Annotated in this window: 16 protein-coding genes; 13 read left to right on the top strand and 3 right to left on the bottom strand. The window is 63.0% G+C overall.

The window, feature by feature from the left end; translation table 11 throughout:
* Together D0Y96_RS17720 and D0Y96_RS17715 are read right to left on the bottom strand one after the other, a co-directional pair.
* The gene (locus D0Y96_RS17720) at positions 1–2,865 is read right to left on the bottom strand and encodes a TonB-dependent receptor (RefSeq protein ID WP_147325117.1); all 2,865 of its coding nucleotides are present in this window, start codon (positions 2,863–2,865) and stop codon (positions 1–3) included.
* A 64-nt stretch (positions 2,866–2,929) separates the two neighbouring features.
* Positions 2,930–4,102, bottom strand: a complete 1,173-nt coding sequence (locus tag D0Y96_RS17715) for a DUF5666 domain-containing protein (protein ID WP_147325116.1) — start codon at positions 4,100–4,102, stop codon at positions 2,930–2,932.
* 312 nt (positions 4,103–4,414) lie between these two features.
* Between D0Y96_RS17715 and D0Y96_RS17710 the strand changes: the two genes are divergently transcribed.
* From D0Y96_RS17710 to D0Y96_RS17685, 6 genes are all read left to right on the top strand, one after another.
* Positions 4,415–5,716: a sugar MFS transporter gene (locus tag D0Y96_RS17710; protein ID WP_117302545.1), complete on the top strand. Its 1,302-nt coding sequence runs from the start codon at positions 4,415–4,417 to the stop codon at positions 5,714–5,716.
* Between the two features lie 79 nt (positions 5,717–5,795).
* The gene (hutH, locus tag D0Y96_RS17705) at positions 5,796–7,343 is read left to right on the top strand and encodes a histidine ammonia-lyase (RefSeq protein ID WP_117302543.1); all 1,548 of its coding nucleotides are present in this window, start codon (positions 5,796–5,798) and stop codon (positions 7,341–7,343) included.
* 35 nt (positions 7,344–7,378) lie between these two features.
* A complete protein-coding gene (hutU, locus tag D0Y96_RS17700) occupies positions 7,379–9,049 on the top strand; it encodes a urocanate hydratase (protein WP_117302541.1) in 1,671 nt (556 codons plus the stop codon).
* Between the two features lie 2 nt (positions 9,050–9,051).
* Positions 9,052–10,350 (top strand): imidazolonepropionase, encoded by a 1,299-nt coding sequence (hutI, locus tag D0Y96_RS17695; protein WP_199480436.1) that lies wholly within the window; start codon positions 9,052–9,054, stop codon positions 10,348–10,350.
* 231 nt (positions 10,351–10,581) lie between these two features.
* On the top strand, positions 10,582–11,793 hold the full coding sequence (locus D0Y96_RS17690) for a threonine ammonia-lyase (protein WP_117302539.1): 1,212 nt from the start codon (positions 10,582–10,584) through the stop codon (positions 11,791–11,793).
* 179 nt (positions 11,794–11,972) lie between these two features.
* Entirely contained in the window at positions 11,973–14,183 is a 2,211-nt protein-coding gene (locus tag D0Y96_RS17685; protein ID WP_117302537.1) for a tetratricopeptide repeat protein, read from the top strand.
* An 80-nt stretch (positions 14,184–14,263) separates the two neighbouring features.
* Here the strand turns inward: D0Y96_RS17685 and D0Y96_RS17680 are convergent, their stop codons facing one another.
* Positions 14,264–15,277 (bottom strand): LacI family DNA-binding transcriptional regulator, encoded by a 1,014-nt coding sequence (locus D0Y96_RS17680; RefSeq protein ID WP_117302535.1) that lies wholly within the window; start codon positions 15,275–15,277, stop codon positions 14,264–14,266.
* A gap of 404 nt (positions 15,278–15,681) precedes the next feature.
* On the opposite strand from D0Y96_RS17680, the gene D0Y96_RS17675 reads away from it, so the two are divergent.
* The 7 genes from D0Y96_RS17675 to D0Y96_RS20610 all read left to right on the top strand — a co-directional run bounded on the left by D0Y96_RS17675 (position 15,682) and on the right by D0Y96_RS20610 (position 23,183).
* Complete coding sequence (locus D0Y96_RS17675; RefSeq protein WP_117302531.1) at positions 15,682–17,448, top strand: CRTAC1 family protein; 1,767 nt, start codon at positions 15,682–15,684, stop codon at positions 17,446–17,448.
* A 123-nt stretch (positions 17,449–17,571) separates the two neighbouring features.
* The gene (locus D0Y96_RS17670; protein WP_117302529.1) at positions 17,572–19,713 is read left to right on the top strand and encodes a CocE/NonD family hydrolase; all 2,142 of its coding nucleotides are present in this window, start codon (positions 17,572–17,574) and stop codon (positions 19,711–19,713) included.
* Positions 19,714–19,788: 75 nt separating this feature from the next.
* Entirely contained in the window at positions 19,789–20,712 is a 924-nt protein-coding gene (locus tag D0Y96_RS17665; protein WP_199480434.1) for a site-specific tyrosine recombinase, read from the top strand.
* Positions 20,713–20,744: 32 nt separating this feature from the next.
* A complete protein-coding gene (locus D0Y96_RS17660) occupies positions 20,745–21,212 on the top strand; it encodes a DoxX family protein (protein WP_117302527.1) in 468 nt (155 codons plus the stop codon).
* A complete protein-coding gene (locus D0Y96_RS17655) occupies positions 21,205–22,176 on the top strand; it encodes a tyrosine-type recombinase/integrase (RefSeq protein WP_117302525.1) in 972 nt (323 codons plus the stop codon). The genes D0Y96_RS17660 and D0Y96_RS17655 overlap by 8 nt, the downstream gene beginning before the upstream one ends.
* 130 nt (positions 22,177–22,306) lie before the next feature.
* Entirely contained in the window at positions 22,307–22,759 is a 453-nt protein-coding gene (locus tag D0Y96_RS17650) for an SRPBCC family protein (RefSeq protein ID WP_117302523.1), read from the top strand.
* A gap of 106 nt (positions 22,760–22,865) precedes the next feature.
* On the top strand, positions 22,866–23,183 hold the full coding sequence (locus D0Y96_RS20610) for an ArsR/SmtB family transcription factor (protein ID WP_350449112.1): 318 nt from the start codon (positions 22,866–22,868) through the stop codon (positions 23,181–23,183).
* Positions 23,184–23,197: the final 14 nt, after the last annotated feature.

The following is a 23,197-nucleotide window of genomic DNA, read 5'->3' as shown; positions in this document are numbered from 1 at the left end:
TCAGAAGTTGAAGGAGGCCTGCAGAGCGAGGTAGCGGTTTGAGCCGGCACTCGGAGCGAAGAATCCGGATGCCAGTGACTGCGACTGGTTGAAGAATGGTGAACCCAAAACCCCGTTGGGCGTTCCGAGGTTGGTGTGGTTGAAGATGTTGGTCGAGAAGGCGGAGAGCGTCAGGTTGTACTTGTGAGGCGTGACCGCATCGAGACGCCCCGGTCCGCCGCGGCTGCCGCTGAATCCGCCGCCCAGTCCTGAAGGCCCGCCACGCCGGCCACCGCCGCCACCGCCTGGTCCCCGGCCACCTTCGACGCGCGGCCCGATACCGATGACCTTGCTGAGCCGCATATTGACGCTGATGTTAGCCGGTCCGGTGCCGAGGCCGAAGGGAATGATCTTCTCATTTGTGCCGTAAGGCGCCTTATCGAAGCAGCCGTAAGGTGTCTGAACGACATTGGAGTCGGTCTCGTCGCAGTTTGCCGCCCAGGTGGGACGGGCATTGAACTGATTGTTGCCGGTCAGATCGGTTCCGGTGGTGATGTTGAACGGCGTGCCGGAGTTGGCGACCATGAAGGGCGATGCTGAGATCTGCCACGGCAGCGTGAAGTTTCCAAAGAGCAGGAAACGGTTGTGGATGTCGAAGGAGGTGCGTCCGAAGTCGAGTCCGGGATCGCTGGACACGGACGGCACATACGTGACGCCGCTGGTATCGCCTTTGGCGTTGCTGTACGTGTAGTTGCTGAAGAGGCTGAAGCGGCGATAGCGCGCGGTCAGCGACAGAATCACCTGGTGCTCGCGGTAGAAGCCGCCCGACTGATACTGAAGATTGTTCTCAAGCGGTTCGGTGACGGGAGCGCCGGGATAGGTGCCGTCGGTGGGGAAGAGGCTTTCGGCGCTGATGTTGTTGGTCAGGTACTGATGCGTGCCCTGGCTGTAGACATAGGTGATGTTGCCGGTGATCGACTTCGCGATCTGACGATCGATGCCGATGGCCGCCTCCATGTCATTCGCGGCGCGGAAGTGCGGATCGATCGAGTAGACGGTCGGCGCTTTGGTTCCGGCAGTGGTCTGAATGATCTGCGGCTCGTTGATGCCGTTCTGGTGAATGGCCTGCACGACATAGGGAGTTCCTGCCGCCGAGCCGAAGCTGTTGGGCACCGTGAAGCGCTGATAGAACCAGCCATAACCGGCGCGCAGCACGGTCTTCGCGGGCTTTTTATCGGCGGCGCGGCCGAGAGCGTAGGCGACGGCAAAGCGCGGCGCCCAGTCGCTCTTGTCGTGGATACGGTTCTGCGATTCCCAGCGCAGGCCGTAGCTGAAGGTCAGACGCGGGCTGACCTTCCAGTCGTCCTGATAGAAGAGCGCCGCGTCGAAGAGAATGGCGCTGGCATTGGGATTGTTGATCACCGTGTGGCTGTACTGCTGAGGGGTATTGTTCGCGTAATCCAGAAGAGACGCGTAAGTATAAGAGCCGTTGCTGCCGCCGTTGGTGAAGTTCAGATCGTCGTAGGAGCGAAGCCGCGCGCCGAAGTTGAGCGAGTGGCTGCCCAGCGCTCCGGAGAAGTAATCCTGCAGCTCGAAGTCGTTCTGCTGATCCTTAACCGTCTGCGAGTTATTGCCGCCGAAGTTGACGATGCCCTGAATGGAGACCGACGGAAGCGTCGAGACAGGCGATTCCTGACTGTGAATGTGCCGGTACTGGAAGCGGATGTCGTCGACCAGGTTTTTGCTGAGCACCAGGCTGTCGGAGATCTGAAGCTGATGCTCCATGTTGGTGGAGTCGGTGGCCTGCGAGGGCAGCGTCAGCACGCCGACTCCGCCATTGGAGGTGACGGCGCGGTAAAACTCATACCGGACGGTGAGCGTGTTGGCCTGGCCGAGCTGGATATCGACTCGCGGGTTGATGTCGAGGCGCGATGAGGAGTTGCCGAAGGCTTCGTTGAGTGACGCCGCGGTCGCCGCTGTGCCGTCTGTGTTGACAGTAACCGTCGTGGGATCGATGGCGTCGATAATGTTCTGGTTGAGCGTGCTGCGTGCGAAGGCGCTGAAGAAGAACGACGAGGTCTTTGTGATCGGGCCACCGAGATCGGCGTGCGAGTCCCAGGAGTAGTAGCCGGGCTCGGAGGTATTGTGCAGGATCGGGTCCTGGCTGTTGAAGGCGGAGTAGTTGCCGCGCGCCTCGATCTGCCCGTGCATCTTGTCGGTTCCCGGCTTGGTAAGAATCTCGATGCGCCCGTAGCCCAGGCGGTCGAATTCGGCCGAGAAGGGATTCTGGTTGATGCGAATTTCGCGGATGGAAGATTTGGGCGGCATCTGGCCGCCGGTGAATCCGTCGATATAGATCTCGCCGCCATTCGGACCGGCAGCGGGACCGGCGAGCGCCTGCAGCTCATTCTGCAGCTCGTCGGGATCGTCGGAGAGAGCATCGAGATCCTTGCCCTTGATGACGATGGCGCTGGCATTGCTGTCCGGACTGGTATCGACCTGCGTGGCCTCGGCCTCGACCTGCACCTTCTGCTCCTGCATCTCGATGGCGAGCGCGGCGTTCAGATCTTTGGACTGGCCTGCGGCGATGGTGACACTGGCGGCGTGAAAGGGCGCAAAGCCGCTTGCGGTGACATCGACGTTGTAAGTGCCGGGCGCGATGCCGCGCACCTCATAGGCGCCCCCGCCATTGGAGGTCGCAGTGCCGGCAACCTTGCCCGCAGCGGAGGTCACAGTGACCGAAGCATTGGGAATGACGGCGCCGCTGGGATCGGCAACCTGTCCGCGAAGGCGTCCGGTTCCGTTCTGCGCGAGAAGAGACGCAGCGCAGAGAAACGGGAGCGCCACAAAGAGACACAACGAGCGTATGAAGACTTTTTTGTTCACAATTCCCCACAAAATCGATAAGAGCCGCGTTCGGTCTGTTCGTACCCGCGGACGTGCTGACGTACTACGGAGTGCCTTCTTCGCCGCCTGCAGAGCCGCCCCCGAGGTTCCACGAGGCGGAGAACATGTTCTGGCTGGCGCTTGCTGAGGCCTCAAGCATGGGTTCCACCCCGGCCAGCAGTGTGACAGCCGTTGCCGAATCGGGTGTTCCTTGGGTGGCGACGATCATGATGGCGTCGCCTTTATGTAAATCGGAGAGCTGAACGACCGGGGCACGCTGAATGACCCTGGCCAGATCGCCTCCTGCTGCGCGGCCCTGTCCATTCGGACCACCGGCAGCATGCTGTGCGGGTGCCGCGCCCGAGGGTGCTTCGGCGGGCGAGGCGCCTCCACTGCGGAGACGCGCTGCAATCATCTGCGCCATCGTGGGCTCAAGGCGATGCAGTTGTGAATCCGCGGTGGTGTGGATGACGACCTGCTTTTTCGTGCGCAGGTCCTTCACGGTCAGTGAACTGGAGGCCGCGTCCATCGAGACGATGGTGCCCGCGATGTTGCGGAACGAGCCGGAGACGATCTCTTCAGCCGTGACTTCGCCTCCATCCGCGCTGTGATCGCCGCGTGCGGTGACCTGATCTCCGGCGTGAATCTGATCGAGCGTGGAGGGCTTCGCATCGGTGAAGCGAATCGAGTCGGGAGCATAGCGGAGGATCGTCGTCGCAGGAGCCACCTTCACGGTGATGACTCGCGAGCCGGACATGAGCGTGATGCTGCCCGCCGTCGAGTCCACCGATTTGACGAGACCGCCGACGCCGCGGCGCTGCCAGTCGGCGCGCTCGGCCTGCTGCTTCTGCGCGATGTCGGACTGCTTCATCGCGATGACGGCCGTGGCCGCAGCCGGAGAGCTGTCGGACGAAGGCGTGAACATAACCAGCACGCGATCGCCGACGGCAAGATCGGTGAGCGCAATCTTCGCGGCGCCGGCCAGCGTCTTCTGGCCAGGCTCGGTGCGCAGCAGGCGGGTGCTGTCGCTCACGGTCACGGATGTGGATGCCCCGTTGCCTGTATTCAGCGTGAGCGTGTTGCCGCTGATGGATGCAACCGTGCCGATGACGTGACTGGATGTTCCTGTGGCGGCCTGGGCTGCGGCGGGCGCGGGAGATTTTGCGAATGCCGGAGCAGCGCAGAACGGAGCGGCGAGAATCGCCAGGAGCAAAGCCGCTGAAGGGAAAAGATGCATACGTATGGCTGCAGTCATACAGGGTGCCTTTGTGTCCTCGGAAAAGTGTCGCGAAAACATATTGTCTTTAACCTCACAGACGCGCGCAGAGGGTGAAAGTTTCAGAGGAAAGTGCTTCAAACTGCGTTAGTTACACTTTGTTACAAAGCTCGCGTCTCTTTTCATTCCATCATGCCCGCAGCGAAAGATGACGGGCGGTTCATCAACTGGCGCGATATCATCACCAATGGCACGACAGACGGAAACGCTTACACTGCGAGTGTCCGAAGATGAACACTGCAGCGCACAAAGTGCAGGGGCCTTTTCAAAGATATGGCAATAGCAAACACCGGCAGTAACACAGCCACGGTTTCCGCAGGATCAGGCGGCAGCTATCGAAGCGCATTCGCGATGGTGACCACACTGTTTTTCGTGTGGGGCTTTCTTACTTCGCTGAATGACATTCTGATTCCGCACCTGAAGGCGATCTTCGATCTGGACTATACGAAGGTCATGCTGGTGCAGTTCGCCTTCTTTTCATCGTATGCCATATTCGGCATTCCCTCGGGCAAGGTGGTGGAGTGGATCGGCTACCAGCGGACGATGGTAGTGGGGCTGCTGACGATGGGAGCGGGCGCCATCCTGTTCATTCCGGCGGCGAATACGCCGTCGTTTCCGCTGTTCCTGGCCGCGCTGATCATCCTGGCCGCGGGCATTACCGCGCTGCAGGTGGCCGCGAATCCTTATGTGACGGTGCTGGGTCCGCCGCAGACGGCATCGAGCCGTCTGAATCTGACGCAGGCGTTCAACTCTCTGGGTACGACGATCGGGCCTCCGCTGGGAGGCTGGCTGATCCTGAAGGGCGCGGAGAAGACGCTCGAGAATACGACCGGCATGTCCACGGCGGCGCTGCATGCCTACCGGATTCAGCAGGCGGCCACGGTGAAGGTTCCGTATCTCGCGATCACTCTGGCGCTGGTGGTGCTGGCGCTGGCGATTGCGTTCTACAAATTTCCGCGGCTGGATACGACGAAGGATTACCGGCCGGCGCAGACGGGCGAAAAGGGTCACAGCATGTGGCGCTATCCGCATGTGGTGCTGGGCGCGGTGGCGATCTTTCTGTATGTGGGCGCCGAGGTCTCGATCGGCAGCTTCCTGATCAACTACTTCAATCAGTCGTACATTGCCGGGCTGAGCGCGCTGGCGGCGGCGAATCTGGTGCCGTTCTACTGGGGCGGTGCAATGGTCGGGCGCTTTATCGGATCGGGTGTGCTGCAGAAGGTGAAGACCGGCCCGCTGCTGACGCTGTGCGCAGGCGTGGCCACGGTGCTGGTGCTGATCTCGATGCTGACCTTCGGGCACATTGCGGTCTGGAGCATTCTGCTGGTGGGCCTCTTCAACTCCATCATGTTCCCGAGCATTTTCACGCTGGGCATTGCGGAGATGGGGCCGCTGACGGGCGAAGCCTCGGGACTGCTGGTGACGGCCATCGTGGGCGGGGCGATCATTCCCGAGCTGCAGGGCATTCTGGCCGACCGCATCGGCATTCATCATGCGTTCGTTATTCCGGTGCTGTGCTATCTCTTCATCGCGTATTACGGATGGAAGGGCAGCAAAGTCATTCTGCCGTCATAAAAAAGAATCACCGCAGAGACACGCTTTGCGGTGATTCGCCGTATCGCCTTTCACCCGCGCGCGGTTAAGCTGTTGGGCGATGGCTTCTTCGCTGCAACTTTCAGGACGTCCGCTCTCCATTGAAGAGATCGCCGCTGTGGTCGGCGGGCGCTGCACCGTCACCATCGCAACGGAGGCAATGACTGCGGTGCGTGCATCGCGCGCCGTGGTGGATCATCTGCTGGCCAGCCGGGAGACCGCCTACGGCATCAACACCGGCTTCGGCAAACTCTCCGACGTACATATTCCTCCGGATCAACTGGAGGAGCTGCAGCACAATCTGGTGCGAAGCCACGCGTGCGGCATAGGCCAGCCGCTGCCGGAGGATGAGGTGCGCGCCATGCTGCTGCTGCGTGCCAATGTTCTGGCGAAGGGGCTGAGCGGCGTGCGCCCGCTGCTGATCGAGACGCTGGCGGCGATGATGAACGCCGGCGTGCATCCGGTGGTTCCGGCGCGTGGGTCGGTGGGCGCGAGCGGCGATCTGGCTCCGCTGGCGCATCTGGCGCTGGTGGTGATCGGCGAGGGCGAGGCCTTCTTCCGCGCCGAGCGCATGGCGGGGGAGCGGGCGCTGCGGCTGGCGGGCATCGAGCCGCTGGTGCTGCAGGCCAAAGAAGGACTGGCGCTGCTGAACGGCACGCAGGCGATGACGGCGGTGGGCGGCCTGGCGGTGGCGCGTGCGCTGCGTGTGGTGGAGCTCTTCGATCTGGCCGGAGCCATGTCGCTCGAAGCGCTGCGCGGCACGCCGACTCCCTTCGATGCGCGGATTCATGCTGCGCGTCCGCATGCGGGACAGATGGCTGCGGCGAAGCATCTGCGCGCCCTGCTGGAAGACAGCGAGATTCGCGAGTCGCACCGGCACAACGATCCGCGTGTGCAGGATGCGTACTGTCTGCGCTGCATGCCGCAGGTGCACGGCGCGGCGCGGGGAGCGCTGGCGCATGTCCGCGAGGTGATCGAGGTGGAGAGCGGCGCGGCGACGGACAATCCGCTGATCTTTGTGGGGAACGGGGCGGAGGACGGCGCGAAGAACGGCGACGGGGAGATTCTCTCCGGCGGCAACTTTCATGGAGCGCCGCTGGCCCTCGCGCTCGATTACGCCGCGATCGCGCTGACCGACATGATGAGCATCAGCGAGCGGCGGATCGACCGGCTGGTGAATCCGGATATCAACGAGGGGCTGCCGCCGTTTCTGTCGCGGACGCCTGGAGTCTCTTCGGGGCTGATGCTGGCGCACGTCGCCTCGGCGGCGCTGCTGAACGAGGCGAAGGTGCTGGCGCATCCGGCGAGCGTGGACAGCGTGCCGACCTCGGGCGGAAAAGAGGATCATGTGTCGATGGGCATGACCTCGGCGCTGAAGCTGCGGCAGGTGGTGGAGAACGCCGGGCATGTGCTCGCGATTGAGATGATGGCGGCGGCGCAGGGGCTGGAGTACAGGCTGCCGCTGCGTCCTGCGAAAGAGGTGGGCCTGGCGGTCGGGCTGCTGCGCGAGCAGGTCGCGCCGCTTGGCGAAGATCGTGTGCTGTCGCCGGAGATCGAAGGGCTGGCGGCGAAGATTCGCGCGGGAGGCTTCGATCGCTGGCGCGGCTGAGAGCCGCCGGTGAAGCTGCGCGAGAGGAGGATGCGATGCTGCAGACGGAAGCGCCTGTGATTCGTGCTCCGCGGGGAAGCGTGCTGAGCTGCCGTGGCTGGCAGCAGGAAGCGGCTCTGCGGATGCTGATGAACAACCTCGATCCCGAGGTCGCGGAGCGGCCGGAAGAGCTGGTCGTTTACGGTGGGACCGGAAAGGCGGCGCGCAACTGGGAGGCCTTCCACGCCATCGTTCGCGCGCTGCGCTCGCTCGCCGATGACGAGACGCTGCTCATTCAGTCGGGCAGGCCGGTGGGGATTCTGCGCACGCATGAAGCGGCGCCGCGTGTGCTGCTGGCGAATGCGAACCTGGTGGGACGATGGTCGGACTGGGAGCACTTTCACGAGCTGGAGCGCAAAGGGCTGATGATGTACGGCCAGATGACGGCCGGCTCATGGATCTACATCGGCAGCCAGGGCATCGTGCAGGGCACGTACGAGACCTTTGCGGAGGCGGGGCGAAGACACTTCGGCGGATCGCTTGCGGGAAGGTTGATCGTCTCCGGCGGCATGGGCGGAATGGGCGGCGCGCAGCCGCTGGCTGCGACGATGAACGGTGCGTGCTTTCTCGGCATCGACGTGGATGCGGAGCGGATCAGGAAGCGGCTGGCGAGCGGATACTGCGATCACATCGCGTTCACGCTCGATGAGGCGCTGAAGATTCTCGAAGCGGCGCGCGCAGGCGGTGCGGCGATTTCCGTGGGACTGGTGGCGAATGCGGCCGATGCGCTGCCGGAGCTGATTCGCCGCAACATCGTGCCCGATGTGCTGACCGACCAGACCAGCGCGCACGATCCGCTGAACGGCTATGTGCCGAATGGAATGAGCCTGGCGGAGGCGCTGTGTCTGCGTGAGGAACATCCCGATGAGTACACGCGGCGCTCGATGGCGGCGATGGGCCGGCACGTGGAGGCGATGCTCGCGCTGCAGCAGCGCGGCGCGGTGACCTTCGATTACGGCAACAATCTGCGCACGCAGGCGAAGATCGCAGGTGTGGCACGTGCGTATGACATTCCCGGCTTTGTGCCGGAGTACATTCGTCCGCTCTTCTGCGAGGGTAAAGGGCCGTTCCGCTGGGTCGCGCTGTCGGGCGATCCGGAGGATATTTACCGCACGGACCGGCTCGCGCTCGAGCTCTTTCCGGAAGATGCGGGCCTGCGCCGCTGGATCGGGCTGGCGCAGAAGCGAATTCACTTTCAGGGTCTGCCGGCGCGCATCTGCTGGCTCGGCTATGGGCAGCGCGCGAAGTTCGGCATGGCGATGAATGAGCTGGTGCGGCGCGGCGAGATCAGCGCGCCGGTGGTGATCGGGCGCGATCATCTCGATGCCGGCTCGGTGGCGTCGCCCTATCGCGAGACGGAGGCGATGCCGGATGGATCGGACGCCGTAGCCGACTGGCCGCTGCTGAATGCGCTGGTGAATACGGCGGCGGGCGCGTCGTGGGTGAGTATTCACAACGGCGGCGGCGTGGGCATCGGCTACTCGCAGCATGCGGGCATGGTGGTGGTGGCCGATGGAACGGACTTGGCTGCGCAGCGGCTGGAGCGAGTGCTGACGACCGATCCCGGCACAGGCGTGCTGCGCCATGTGGACGCGGGCTGCGCCGAGGCAATTGCCTTCGCCGAAGCGAACGGCATTCGCATTCCGATGCGCGAGGCCGGGAAGTGAGCGTGCGATTGCCCGAAGACCGTAAAGAGCGTGCCGGAGGCGTCACGCATCGCCACAAGGGCGATCTGCTGGTGATGAATGCTGCGCAGGTGGTGACGCTGGCCGGACCGGCGCGGGCGCGAACCGGCGGCGAGATGCGCGAGCTGGGCATCGTTGGCGGCGGCGCGATGCTGGTGCGCGACGGTCGGATCGCCGCGGTGGGTATGCTCGCGGAGATGGAGCCGCAGACGGAGCATCCGGAGATCGTCGATGCGGGAGGACGCATCGTAACGCCAGGATTTGTGGATGCGCATACGCATCTGGTCTTTGCCGGGAACCGCGCCGATGAGTTTGAGAAGCGCTGCGCGGGCATGACCTACCGGCAGATTGCCGCGGAGGGCGGAGGGATCTGCTCCACGGTGCGCCGCACGCGTGCGGCCTCGGAGGCGGAGCTTGCGGCGAGCGCCGAGCGGTATGCGCGATGGTTTCTGGCTGGCGGCACGACGACGGTCGAGGCGAAGTCGGGCTACGGGCTTACGGTCGAGGATGAGCTGAAGATTCTGCGCGTGATTCGCCGCGTCGGTGAGACAACGCCGCTGCGCTGCGTGCCGACCTTTCTCGGCGCGCACGAAATTCCGGAAGAGTATGCGGGACAGGCCGACGAGTACGTGCGGCTGGTGATCGAAGAGATGCTGCCGCGTGTCGCGGAAGAAAAACTCGCGGAGTACTGCGACATCTTTTGCGAGACGGGAGTCTTTACGCTCGGGCAGGCGCGGCGCGTGCTCACGGCGGCGAAGCGGCATGCCCTGGGTTTGAGAATGCATGCCGATCAGTTCACCGCCTTTGGCGCGTCCGATCTGGCTGCGGAGCTGGGCGCGGCGACCTGCGATCATCTGGAGCAGTCCGGAGAGCAGTCGATCGAGGCGCTGAAGCGCGCGGGCGTGCAGCCGGTGCTGCTGCCGGCCTCGGTGTACGCCATCGGATCGCAGAAGTATCCGGCGGCGCGGGCGATGATCGAAGCCGGGCTGGCTGTGGTGCTGGCGACGGACTTCAACCCAGGTTCTTCGCCTACTCCGTCGATGCGCATAGTGATGTCGCTGGCCTGCACGCAGATGAAGATGACGCCGGCGGAGGCACTGACGGCGGCCACCATCAATGCGGCGCACAGCCTGGGGCGCGGCCACGAGATCGGCTCGCTCGAAGCGGGCAAGACGGCGGACTTTGCGATTCACGAGGCGGAAGATTATCGCGAGCTGCCGTACTTCTTCGGCGCGGGCGGCTGCGCGGTCTTCGCTGCCGGCGTGCGCGTGGCCGAAAGTTGACTTTGCGGGCGGCGCTCTGTTCTCATGCCAGCATTCGTCATGCGTTCGGTCCTGTTCATCTCCGCCATTCGCGCCATCATGATTGATGTGCGAATTATTACGCCCATGATTGGGATACCCAGCAGAGCGGGGCGGCCAGAGCAGCGAAGTTAAGCAGTAGAGACATCGCAGAAAGCAGCCACCACCGCCGGGAGCGGAAGGTGGCTTTTCTTTTGCACGAGAGGAAGTTCCATGAGCGTCACACTCGAATCGATCCAGGCCGCGCGGCAGCGTATCCGCGACGTAATCTACTGCTCTCCTGCGCCGCATTCGGCTGCGCTTTCGCAGATGACCGGCCAGCAGGTGTTTCTCAAGCTGGATAACCTGCAGCGCACCGGAGCCTTTAAGGAGCGGGGCGCGCTGAACAGGATTCTTACGCTGACGGATGTGGAGCGGAAGCGGGGCGTGATCGCGGCGAGCGCGGGCAACCATGCCCAGGCGGTGGCCTATCATGCGACCGAGCGCGGCATTCGGGCGCGGATCGTGATGCCCCTGATGACGCCGCTGGTGAAGGTCTCTTCGACGGCAAACTACGGCGCCGACGTGGTGCTGCACGGCGCCAACTACGACGAAGCGTATGCGGAAGCGCTGCGCCAGGGCGAGGCCGACGGGCTGACCTTTCTGCATCCCTTCGATGACGACGATGTGATCTCAGGGCAGGGATCGATCGGCCTCGAGCTGCTGGAGCAGATTCCGAAGCTGGAAGCGGTGGTGGTTCCCATCGGCGGCGGCGGACTGATCGGCGGCGTGGCCTGCGCGATCAAGGAGTCCGATCCGAAGATTCGCGTAGTAGGCGTGCAGACCGAGCGGCTGCCTTCGATGGTGCGCGCGCGCGAGGCCGGAAAGCCGGTGATGATTCCCGCCGAGGCGACGATCGCCGACGGCATTGCCGTGCGCCGCGCGGGCGAGCGCACGCTGCCGCTGGTGTGCCGCTATGTGGATGAGCTGGTGACGGTCGACGAGGAGGAGATTGCCAACGCCATCATGATTCTGCTGGAGCGCGAGAAGACGCTGGCCGAGGGCGCTGGCGCGGCTGCTCTGGCTGCGCTGCTGCAGAAGAAGACTTCATTGACCGGACAGCGGACGGCGGTGCTGGTCTGCGGCGGCAACATCGACGTGAGCCTGCTGGCCCGTATCATCGAGCGCGGCCTGGTCAAGGATGGACGGCGGACCCGCCTGCGGGTACACCTGACCGACCGTCCCGGCGCGCTGCACCAGCTGACGAAGATCATCGCCGAAGCGCGAGCGAATATCGTGCAGACCTCGCACGACCGCGCCTATTACGGCGTCAACCTGGGCGATACGGTCATCGACTTTACCCTCGAGACGCGCGGCGCGGAGCATATTACCGAGATTCGCAATGAGCTGGCGGCGCAGGGATACCGCCATGAGCGCATCGATTGAGAGCCGATCCTCCGGAGCGCCGACTCCACCAAAAGTATGAGACCGGGCCACGACTTCTGGCGGATTTGTCGCAAAACGGCAGTTCGCAGTTGAGCATCCTCTTTTCGTTGCAGTAGAGTACCGACTGCGGAGGCTTTTCAGAGCGCCTGCGCTCTCTAAGGCTTCCGGGCAAAAAAAGAATGCGGCTCTCAAAAACAAGGTTACGGATCGTTCTTTTCAGCCTGCTGGCCATTGCTGGAGCAGGGCTTTGTCTTCGCAGCGTGTATGCGGGCTCGGGGCCCGATCTGGACCGAAAAGATTACACGGCTCACGTGCTGCAGAACTACGATCTGCCCTTCGGCAAAGAGCAGATGTTTTTACCCAGCAATGCGCAGACCTCGACCGGTGAATTTATCCCGGCCAGCGCCTTTCCCACGGCGCAGTACTGCGGCCACTGCCACAAGGAGACTTACCATGAGTGGCGCGAGTCGCTGCACGCCAACTCCTTCCGTGAGCCGTTTTACAAAAAGAACGTCGAGCTGCTGAACACCACGCAGGGCATCGCCTTCTCCCGCCACTGCGAGGGCTGCCATGACCCGGTGGCGCTGCTTTCCGGCGCTCTGACCTCGAAGCCCTTCATCAAAGACCGTCACTTCGATAATGACGGCGTCACCTGCTCGGTCTGTCACTCGATCCAGAAGCTGGAGCCGTCATACGGCGTGGCTTCTTACGTGATGGGCGTGCCGGCGGTCATCGTCGATGCGAACGGCAAGCCGATTCCGGGCGAGGTGCCGTACAGTGAGATTCTGGCGCACACCGACCGCCATGTGGCCGCGGTGATGAAGGACTTTTACCGCACGCCGGAGTATTGCGGAGCCTGTCATAAGGCCAATCTTCCCGGCACGCTGAACAACTATAAGTGGCTGCGCGCGATCGGCCTGTACGACGAGTGGCAGGCCTCGTCCTTCTCGCACCGCTCGCCGCTGCCCTTCTATTCGAAGCCCTTCACCAAATGCCAGGACTGCCACATGCCGGAAGAGAAGGCGACGCTGAGCGACTACGCTGTAAAGGATGGCAAGATCGCCTCGCATCGCTGGGTGGCCGGCAACACCGCGGTGCCCTACTACTTTAAGTACAAAGATCAGGTGCAGCGGACCGAGGAGTTTCTCCAGAAGGACCGGCTGAATGTCGATCTGTTTGCGATTCGCCGCACTGCGGGCGGTCCGTGGATCGCTCCCTTGGGCGCGACGGCCTTCGATCTGAAGCCGAACGACAATGTCGAGACGGCGGTGGTGATTCAGAACAAGGGAATCGGCCACACACTGATCCCCGAGCAGCGCGACATCTTCGAAGCCTGGGTGGAGTTTACGGTGAAGGATGCGCGCGGCCGTGTGATCGCTGAGAGCGGCGCGGTGCAGCCGGACGGAACGCTCGATCCCGAGGCGCACAGCTTCGTGACCCGCATGCTGGATGACAAGGGCCGGCTGCTGATCAAACACGAGGTGTGGTTGCGTCACACGAATGCGAGCGACACCACCATCGCCTCCGGCCGTTCGTCGGTGGTGCGGTATCAGTTCCATATTCCCGCCGGCGCGACGGGGCCGCTCACGGTTACGGCGAAGGTGAACTACCGGCACTTCAACGAGCCCTTCACGGACTTTATCCTGGGCAAAAAGCATCCGGCGTATCCGGTGACGGAGATGGCGTCGCGGACGCGGACGTTCGTGATCGGTCATAATCCCGCAGAAGCCCATGCGGAGCAGGACAATCCCGACTGGATGCGCTGGAACAACTTCGGCATCGGTCTGCTCGACGCGCAGCAGTACGCCGAGGCGGTGGACGCCTTCACGCATGTTGCGGAGATGCGTCCGGATTACGCCGATGCGCGCACCAATCTCGGCCTGGCCTATTACCAGTGGGAGAAGTACGAGCCCGCCGACAGAGAGATTGCGAAGGCGCTGGAGATGAGCCCCGGCAACCCGCGCGCTCTGTACTACCAGGCGCTGGTCTATCGCAATGAAGGGAAGCTCTCGGCCGCGATCACCGATCTGGAAAAGGTGGCGGACGAGTTCCCGCAGTCGCCCGATGCGCACCGCGAGCTGGGCTTCAGCTACTACCAGCTCCACAAATACGAGCTGGCCGAGAAGCAGTATCAGATACTGCAGGGCATCGATCCCGATGCTCTGCCGGCGCACTATATCCTGGCGATCGTCTACCGCAGGCTGGGCAAAAAAGATCTGGCCGCGCAGGAAGCGGCACGCTTTGCCGATGAGAAGGACGATCCGATGGCGAGCACGAACACGCTCGAGTATCTGGAGAAGAATCCGGAGTTCTCAGAAGAGAGCGTTCCGTGGCATCTGCATTCCACGCAGACTGCCGAGCCTGGTCCTGCAGTCGCAAGAGGGAAATAAGAACAGGGCAGCCCAGCCTGAAGTTCAGGGCATCGAGCCCGGGCTGCGTGGCTTCCGCTTCAGCCTGTGGCCGGAGGCGTTCAGCGCTTTCCCGGTTTTACCGGCGCAGGTCCGGTCGACCGGCGAACCACGAGCAGCGGCTGAATCCGGTACTCGCCGCCCTTCCCGGCGTTCACGTTGATGTCGTAGAGCGAGCGGAAGGCGACCTTCGCCACATCGTTGCGCGAGAGCTTCACCGTGGTCAGCGAAGGCTGCGTGAACGAGCTGATCTCGATGTCGTCGAAGCCGGCCAGCGAGATATCTTCCGGAACCCGCAGTCCGCGTTCGTGGATGGCGCCGAGGGCGCCGATGGCCGTCATGTCGTTCGATGCCAGCACCGCCGTGGGGCGAATGCGCTTGCTCAGCAGCCGGGCCATGGCGTCGTGTCCGCCGTCGACGCGGTGGTTGCCCTCTTCGATCATGGAAGGATCGAGGCGAACGCCCTTCTGCTTCAGGCTGCTGACGAAGGCCTTGCGGCGAATGCGCGCGGAGGCCAGCGACATGGGACCGCTGATGAATCCGACCGACGTGTGGCCGAAACCGATCAGGTGCTCGACCGCCGCGTTCACTCCCGCCGCATAGTCGATGACGATATTGCTGATCAGCTTCTGCGGCTTGCCGGTGTCGAGAAAGACCAGAGGAATGCCGCGGCTGTTGAATTCGTCGATGAACTTTTCGTCCATCTCCGAGGTCATGATGGCGACGCCGTCGACCTTTCGCTGCAGCATACGGCTGACGCAGATCTCCATGCGGGCCGGGTCGTAGTTGGTGTTGGCCACCAGCACTTCCTGCCCGTGCTGCACGGCGATGTCTTCAAAGCTCTTGACCAGCTCGGGGAAGAACGGATTGGTAATGTCGGAGATGATGAGCCCATACAGGCTGCTTTTGCCGGAGCCGAGGGCGCGCGCGTTGGTGTTGGGGTAGAAGCGGAGCTGCTCGATCGCGCGGCGCACCCGCTCGGCCGTTTCCGGAGTGACTTTGCTCGAGCCGTTGATGGTGCGCGATACGGTTGCCGTGGAGACTTTGGCCAGCTGTGCAACTTCCCTGATATTCATGCGTTTCCGTCAGATCCTTCTGCGTTGCGGGCGGTCGTCCTCGCGCGGGAACAGGTTCCCGGGAGGCGCTGTGAGCCACGCAGCGAAGTCGGGAATGCGGTGGACCGAGGCTCCGCGGCTGCGGTTTGTATAGTATTTGGCTGCGCAGGCGTTTTCAACCCGCATTTCATTTTCTGCACAGCCGTGTGCATAAAGCGCAAAGGCATGCCGGCAAAGCAGTGGAGCCGTCGAAAAGGCGGGCAGCAGCGCCGGTGATTCTGCTATCCTTGCGCCGAATCCCTCGGACAGGAGTGCCACGGTTGTTATTTCGACGTTTCGCAGCAGTATGGCTTGCCGCTTTTTCTCTGACACTATTCTCGGCGGCTCAGACGCCGCAGGCTCCTCAGGCTCCGGACCAGCAGCCGATGGGCGGCAGCAGCACCGGAGGGGTGCACACCGCGATTCATGACGCGGAGAATCGCCCGATTACGGCAGGCGGATTCGTCGATTCGGGCCCGGTGATCTTTAAGGATGTGAGCCAGCAGGCCGGGCTGACGAGCTGGACGCACACGATGGGCACGCCGCAGAAGCAGTTCATTATCGAGACGAACGGCTCCGGCGTGGGCCTGATCGACTACGACAACGATGGCTGGCTCGACATTTATATCGTCAACGGCTCGACCTACGACGCTCTGAGCGGAAAGACGACTCCGCCGCATGCCGCGCTCTTTCACAACAATCATGACGGCACATTTACCGATGTGGCCGCAAAGGCCGGCGTGACCAACGACCGCTGGGGCTTCGGCGTGGCCATTGGAGATTACGACAACGACGGCTGGCCCGACATTTATGTCAGCAACTTCGGAAAGAACCGTCTCTACCACAACAACCACGACGGCACCTTTACCGACGTGGCCGAAAAGGCCGGAGTCACGCTGGGCAACTGGTCGACGGGTGCGTCGTTTGGCGATTATGATGGCGACGGACGGCTCGACCTCTTCGTTCCGGGATACATTCACTACGATGTGGATCACCCGCCGGTGCCGGGCACGAGGGCCGTGGCCTTTGCCGGATGCCAGTTCCGCGGCGTGCCGACCATGTGCGGTCCGCGCGGACTGCCGGGCGAGCATGATCACCTCTTCCATAACAACGGAGACGGAACCTTTACGGATGTAAGCGTGAAGGCGGGCGTCAGCGATCCGAACGGCTACTACGGCTTCACCTCCGTCTTCGCCGATCTGAACAACGACGGCAAGGTCGATCTGGTGGTGGCCGACGATTCATCGCCCAACTATCTCTATCTGAACAAGGGCAACGGCACCTTTGAGGACGACAGCTACGCGTCGGGGTTTGCGCTGAACCAGGACGGACGCGAGATTGCCGCGATGGGTCTGGGCGTCGGCGATTATCAGAACAACGGGCGTCTCGATCTGGTGACGACGGACTTTTCCGACGATTACAAGGTTCTGTATCACAACGACGGCGACGCCAACTTTACCGACGTCAGCTATCACGCGGGCATTGCGCAGGTGAGCATTCCTTTCCTTGGCTGGGGCGTGGGCTTTCTGGACTACGACAACGACGGCTGGAAAGACATTATGATGATCAACGGCCACGTGTATCCGCAGGTGGACCAGCATGACTGGGGCACCACCTTCGCAGAGCGGCCGCTGCTGTTCCACAACATTCAGGGGCAGAAGTTCGAGTATGTTCCGGCAGTAAAGGGCACCGCGCTGGCCGACGTGATTCCCGGACGCGGCGCGGCCTTTGGCGATCTCTTCAACGACGGCAAGATCGATGTGGTCGTGAATGTGATGGATCATCACCCGGTCCTCTTTCGCAACGTAAGCGACGACCATCATCACTGGGTGGAGCTGAAGCTGGAAGGCGGTCCGAAGGGGCCGCGGGACGCGGTGGGAGCGGCCGTGTATCTTACCGCGAATGGAATGCGCCAGCGCGACGATGTTCTCAGCGGCGGCAGCTACATGTCGTCGAACGACCAGCGTGTGCACTTCGGCCTGGGAACTGCGACCACCGTGGACAGCGTGGAGATTCACTGGCCGGGCGGCGCGGTGGAGAAGGTGAAGCTTCCGGCGGTGGATCGCATTTACACCGTCGAGCAGGGTAAGGGCATCACCGGAGCGCTCTGCACCGCGTGCGGGCAGAACGCAAAGGTTGCCGCGGCGAAATAACCGGCGCGGCTGTCGTCGCCGGGGGCATGCGGCAGGGCAGATACAGAGGCGAAATTTCGGGGCGCCGTCATTGCAGTGCGGCTACACTGGTGCAGACCTTCCGTTGCCAGGAGCCCTTCATTCATGCTCTGTTCGCGCGTTGCTGCCCCACTTGTTCTGCTTGCGGGCGCTGTTCTTTCCATCGCGGCGTGCTGCGCGCAGCAGGCAACTGCCGATCCGGTCCATGTGGACAAGGCTACGCTGCGCAGCTATGCCGGCCGGTATCGCTCGCAGGATGAGCCGGACATCATCCTCTCGTTTTTCGAGGACGGAGATCACCTCTACGTTGAATCGGCCCGCTCCCCACGCTTCGATCTGACGGCGCAGTCCTCCGATACCTTCACCGCGGGCGGCGGCTCGGTGCATTACCGCTTTGAAAAAGATGCCGCAGGCAAAGTGACCGGCGTCCGGCGCATCGCGGACGAGCAGGAGTCGTTCGATCCAAGGATCGACGGCCGTCCTGAGCCGAACCACTTCCGCCCCTACGACCGGGAAGAGGTGATGATCCCGATGCGCGACGGGGTCAGGCTGCACGCCATCATTCTTCGCCCAAAAGACACGCAGGCGCCACTGCCGTTTCTGATGCAGAGAACCCCGTACGGAGTGGACTGGGCGGCCTCGGACAGCATCAACGCGGAAAATACGGAGCTGGCGCAGAGCGGCTATATCTTTGTGATGGAAGATATCCGCGGCCGCTATGGATCGCAGGGCACGTTCGTAATGATGCGCCCGATTGTGGATCATCACGATCCGCATGCGGTGGATGAAAGCACCGACACGTATGACACGGTGGCGTGGCTTCTCAAACACGTTTCCCGCAACAATGGACGCGTCGGGGTGCTGGGCATCTCGTATCCGGGGTTTCTGGCCGCGGAGGCGGGTATCGATCCTCATCCCGCGGTGAAGGCCATTTCGCCGCAGGCTCCCATGACCGATGTGTGGATCGGCGACGACTTCTTTCATAACGGAGCCTTTCGCCAGAGTTACGGCTACGACTATGTGCTGGGCATGGAGAGCAGTAAGCAGGCAACCTTCGGCTGGCTGAACGAAGACGCCTACGACTATTTTCTGCATGCCGGATCGTTTGCCCAGGCGGGAAAGATCTCCGGCTCCTCTGATCTGCCGACGTGGAAGGCCTTCCTCGATCATCCGTCGTACGACGAGTTCTGGCGATCGCGCGCGGTGCAGTATCACCTCAATTCCGTGACGGTGCCGACGCTCGAAGTGGGTGGCTGGTGGGATCAGGAAGATATGTGGGGGCCGCAGGAGCAGTATGCTGTGCTTGAGCCTCACAACCAGCCCGGCGATCCGATGCATCGCGTCTTTCTCGCGCTCGGGCCCTGGCGTCACGGCGGCTGGTCGCAGACCACGCGGCATCTCGGCGCGCTGGACTTTGGCGCTCCGGTGGGCGATGAGTATCGTGCGCAGATCGAGGCGCCCTTCTTCGCGTATTACCTGAAGGATCAGCCGGGATTCGATGTGAAGAATACGGCCGCCTTTCAGACGGGCAGCGACCGCTGGATGCGCTACGACCAGTGGCCTCCAAAGAACGTGAAGGAGCGCGATCTTTATCTGCAGGCCGATGGCTCTCTCGGCTTCAGCATGCCGGCCGATACAAAGGCTTTTGTCGCGTATACCTCCGATCCGGCAGATCCGGTGCCTTATCGCAGGCGCCCCATCGAGGCGACGTATGCGCCGGCCGGCTCAGGCTGGTACACGTGGCTGGTGCAGGATCAGCGGTTTCTCAACGGCCGGAAGGATGTCGCCTCATGGACGACGGCGCCGCTCGATCACGATCTGACCATTACGGGCGATGTGGTGGCCGATCTGACGGCGTCGACCTCGGGCACGGACAGCGACTGGGTGGTGAAGCTGATCGACGAGTACCCGGACGACCCTTCCCTGGGAAAGATGTCCGGCTACGAGCTGATGATCGTCGACGAGATCTTTCGCGGCCGATACCGCGAAGGCTATGCGCATCCAGAAGCCATTCCGGCGAACCAGCCGGAGGAGTACACATTCAGCCTGCACGGCGCGGACCACGTTTTTCTGAAAGGCCACCGCGTTATGGTGCAGGTGCAGAGCAGTTGGTTCCCGCTCTACGACCGCAACCCGCAGACCTTCGTGCCGAACATCATGGAAGCGCAGCCCGCGGATTTTAAGCCCGCCGGGCAGCGCATCTACGCCGGCTCGCACATCGAGCTGCCGGTCGCTCCGCAGCCGTGAGGCGGATGCCTGGGGGCTGATGAGTCTGGTTCCTCCGCGCTGTTTTCAATCAGCCGTATTGCGGATAATCAGAGTGTGAGTGTGCCCGGCAATGCCGAGATTCTGCGCGAGTATCTGGCGTACCTGCGCATCGAAAAGGGGCTGCGCCCGCTGAGCATCGAGGCGTACGAGCGCGACCTGCTGCAGTTTGCCGAGTTTCTGGAGCTGGAGAATACGGTCTTTCTCCACGCGCGGCAGCAGCACGTCTCGGGCTTTCTGGAGCATCTGGGAAAGCATGGCGTCGAGTCGCGGTCGGCAGCGCGCAAGCTGTCGTGTCTGCGCGGCTTATATCGCTGGCTATTGCTGGACAAGAAGATCGACAGAGATCCGACGCTGAATCTCGATTCGCCGTCGGCGTGGAAGGTGCTGCCGAAGTCGCTGGCGCAGAGCGAAGTGAAGTCGATGCTGGAGCAGGCCGGTATGGCCGCCGATCATCCCGAGGCGGATGCGATTGCGCTGCGCGACCGCGCCATTCTGGAGCTGCTGTACGCGGGCGGCCTGCGCGTCTCGGAGCTGACCGGGCTGCACGTTGCCGATCTCTCGCTCGATGCCGGACGGGTGCTGGTGCGGGGCAAGGGCGACAAGGAGCGCATTGTTCCTCTGGGCCGCGCCGCGGTCGAGGCGCTGGAGACCTATCTGAAGCAGGGACGCCCGGCTCTGGCAAAGTCATCAAGCCTTGCCGTGACGCTCTTTCTTTCCGTGCGCGGCGAGCCGCTGACGCGGCAGTGGATCTGGCAGCTGGTGAAGCAGAGCGACCGGCACGCAAGCCCGCATATGCTGCGGCACAGCTGCGCCACGCACATGGTAGAGGGCGGAGCCGATCTGCGCACCGTGCAGACGCTGCTGGGCCACGCCGACATCGCGACGACGCAGGTGTATACGCATCTCGCGCTGGGGCGGCTGAAGGCCGTGCACCGCGAGCATCATCCCCGGGCAAAGCGAAGCCCGCAGGAGCCGTGATGGCCAGCGGGAGTCGTAATGAAAGAGATGAAATGCCGCGCGGCCATCGAATGCAGTTCGAGTTCGCGTCTCTCCTTCTGAGGCTGTCGCTGGGCGCCGGGTTTCTTTCCGCCGTGGCCGACCGTTTTGGAATCTGGGGACCGCTGGGAACTTCATCGGTCGCGTGGGGAAACTTTCACAACTTCGTGGCCTATACAGCCACGCTCAATCCCTGGAGTCCGGCCGCGATGGTTCCCGCGCTCGCGTGGATCGCGACGTTTGCAGAAACGGTTCTGGGTGTTCTGCTGGTGACCGGTCTCATGCTTCGTGCCGCGGCATTGCTCAGCGGCCTGCTGACGCTGGCCTTCGGCCTGTCGATGACGGCGGTGCTCGGCATCCACGATCCGCTCAACTATGGCGTTTTCGTTTACGTCGCGGGGTCCTGGCTCCTGGCGGCCTGCGCGGCATATGACCGGTGGACCCTTGATGCCGTGATTGCGAGGCGAAAGCGCCATGTCTGAAGCGATAAAGCCGGAGATCGTGCGGCTCACCGAACGCTTTCTTGCCGCGCTGGCGCATGAGCGCGGCGCTTCTGCGCACACGCTGCGGGCCTACGAGCGCGAGCTGCACGGCTTTGCCGCGTTTCTCATTGCCGCGCATGGAGCAGATTTTTCTGTACGGAAGATCGAGCACCCGCACATTCGCGCGTATCTGAGCGAGCTGTATCAGCGCGGGCTCTCCAAAGCCTCGGTGGCGCGTGCGCTGGCGTCCATTCGCTCGTGGTTCAAATGGCTGGCGCGGCAGGGCGAGGTGGAGCAGAGCCCGGCGGCTCTTGTCGCCACGCCGAAGCTGCCGAAGCATCTGCCGCGCGTGCCCACGATCGAGGAGATGAATCGCGCCGTCGATGGAACCGCCGATACCGAAGCCACGGCGTGGCCGGAGCGCGACCGCGTGATCTTCGAGCTGCTGTACGGATGCGGCATCCGCAATGCGGAGCTGGTCGGGTTGGACCTGAAGGACATTCACTGGGCGAACGAGGCGATCCTGGTGCGCGGCAAAGGGCGGAAGGAGCGCTATGTTCCGCTGGGCGATGCGGCGGCGCAGGCTCTGCGCGCGTACCTGCCCCTGCGGGAAGCGAAGCTGGCGGCGGGGAAAGCGGCTGCGGCAACACATCGATCGAGCGAAGCGCTGCTGCTGAATGCGCGGCTGAAGGGCTCAAAGAACGGATCGCAGCTGCGGCTGACGACGCGCAGCGTGGGCCGCATCGTAAAGCGCATTGCGCTGGCCCACGGGCTGCCGTCGGAGGTGCATCCGCATACGCTGCGGCACGCCTTCGGCACGCACATGCTGGAGGAGGGCGCGGACCTGCGCGCCATTCAGGAGCTGCTGGGGCACGAGCGGCTCTCGACGACGCAGCGTTATACGCAGCTCACCGTCGGCCAGGTGGCCGAGGTCTACGACCGCACCCACCCCCGCGCGAAGTAGCTCTCGACGGCATCTGCGCAGGACTTCTGCCCTGTAGTGGTGCGGCAGAAGCAAAGATCTAAACAGGCAACAAAATGGTTGCATATCGAAAGTCGGTTGGCCTAATATGCAACACAGAGGTTGCGTAACGATGGAGCATCGCATTGAGAAGCGGATTGAGCTGAAGGCGCCGGTGTCGCGGGTATGGAAGGCGCTGACGGATCACGAGCAGTTTGGCGAGTGGTTTCGCGTAAAGCTGGAGGGCCCGTTCGTTGCGGGGCAAACGGCGGGCGGCTACATTACCTGGCCGGGTTATGAGCACATGCGAATGGAGGTGGTGGTGCAGAAGATCGAGCCCGAGCACTACTTTTCGTATACGTGGCACCCGTACGCGGTGGATGCGAAGAAGGATTATTCGCAGGAGACGCCGACGCTGGTCGAGTTCCATCTGAAGAAGACGGAAGAGGGAACGCTGCTGACGGTGACCGAGTCGGGCTTTGAGAAGATTCCGGCGGAGCGGCGGCTGGAGGCCTTCCGGATGAACGACGGCGGGTGGGCGCAGCAGATGGAGAATATTCGGGAATATGTCGCAAAGAGGCCGTAAGACCGCGGCGGAGAGGGGCGGTAAACCCGCATCGGTCCGCATACTGACCAAAAACGGGCCGGTCTTTCGACAGGCTCAGGGCAGGTTTCGGGCTGCCCGGCGGCCGGTGCCAAACGCTTCCGCCGCGCCTGTGTTTGCGGCGCTGGGAGACGAGACGCGGCTGGCGCTGCTGGCAACGCTGAGCCGCGGGCAGCGCTGCTCGATCTCGCAGCTTACGGAAGGCTCGCGGCTGACGCGGCAGGCGGTGACGAAGCATCTGCGCGTGCTGGAGAGTGTGCGGATGGTGCGCTGCGTGCGCCAGGGGCGCGAGAGCCTCTTTGAATTTGCCCCGCAGCCGGTGCGGGAGATGCGCGAGTATCTCGACTTCGTTTCGGCGCAGTGGGACGAGGCACTGGGCCGGCTGAAGGCATTTGTGGAAGGGTAGGACGGTCTGTGGCA

Source organism: Paracidobacterium acidisoli (assembly GCF_003428625.2).
Taxonomy (GTDB): domain Bacteria; phylum Acidobacteriota; class Terriglobia; order Terriglobales; family Acidobacteriaceae; genus Paracidobacterium; species Paracidobacterium acidisoli.
The sequence above is the reverse complement of the archived record's forward strand: the minus strand, read 5'-3'. Positions and strand labels throughout refer to the sequence as shown.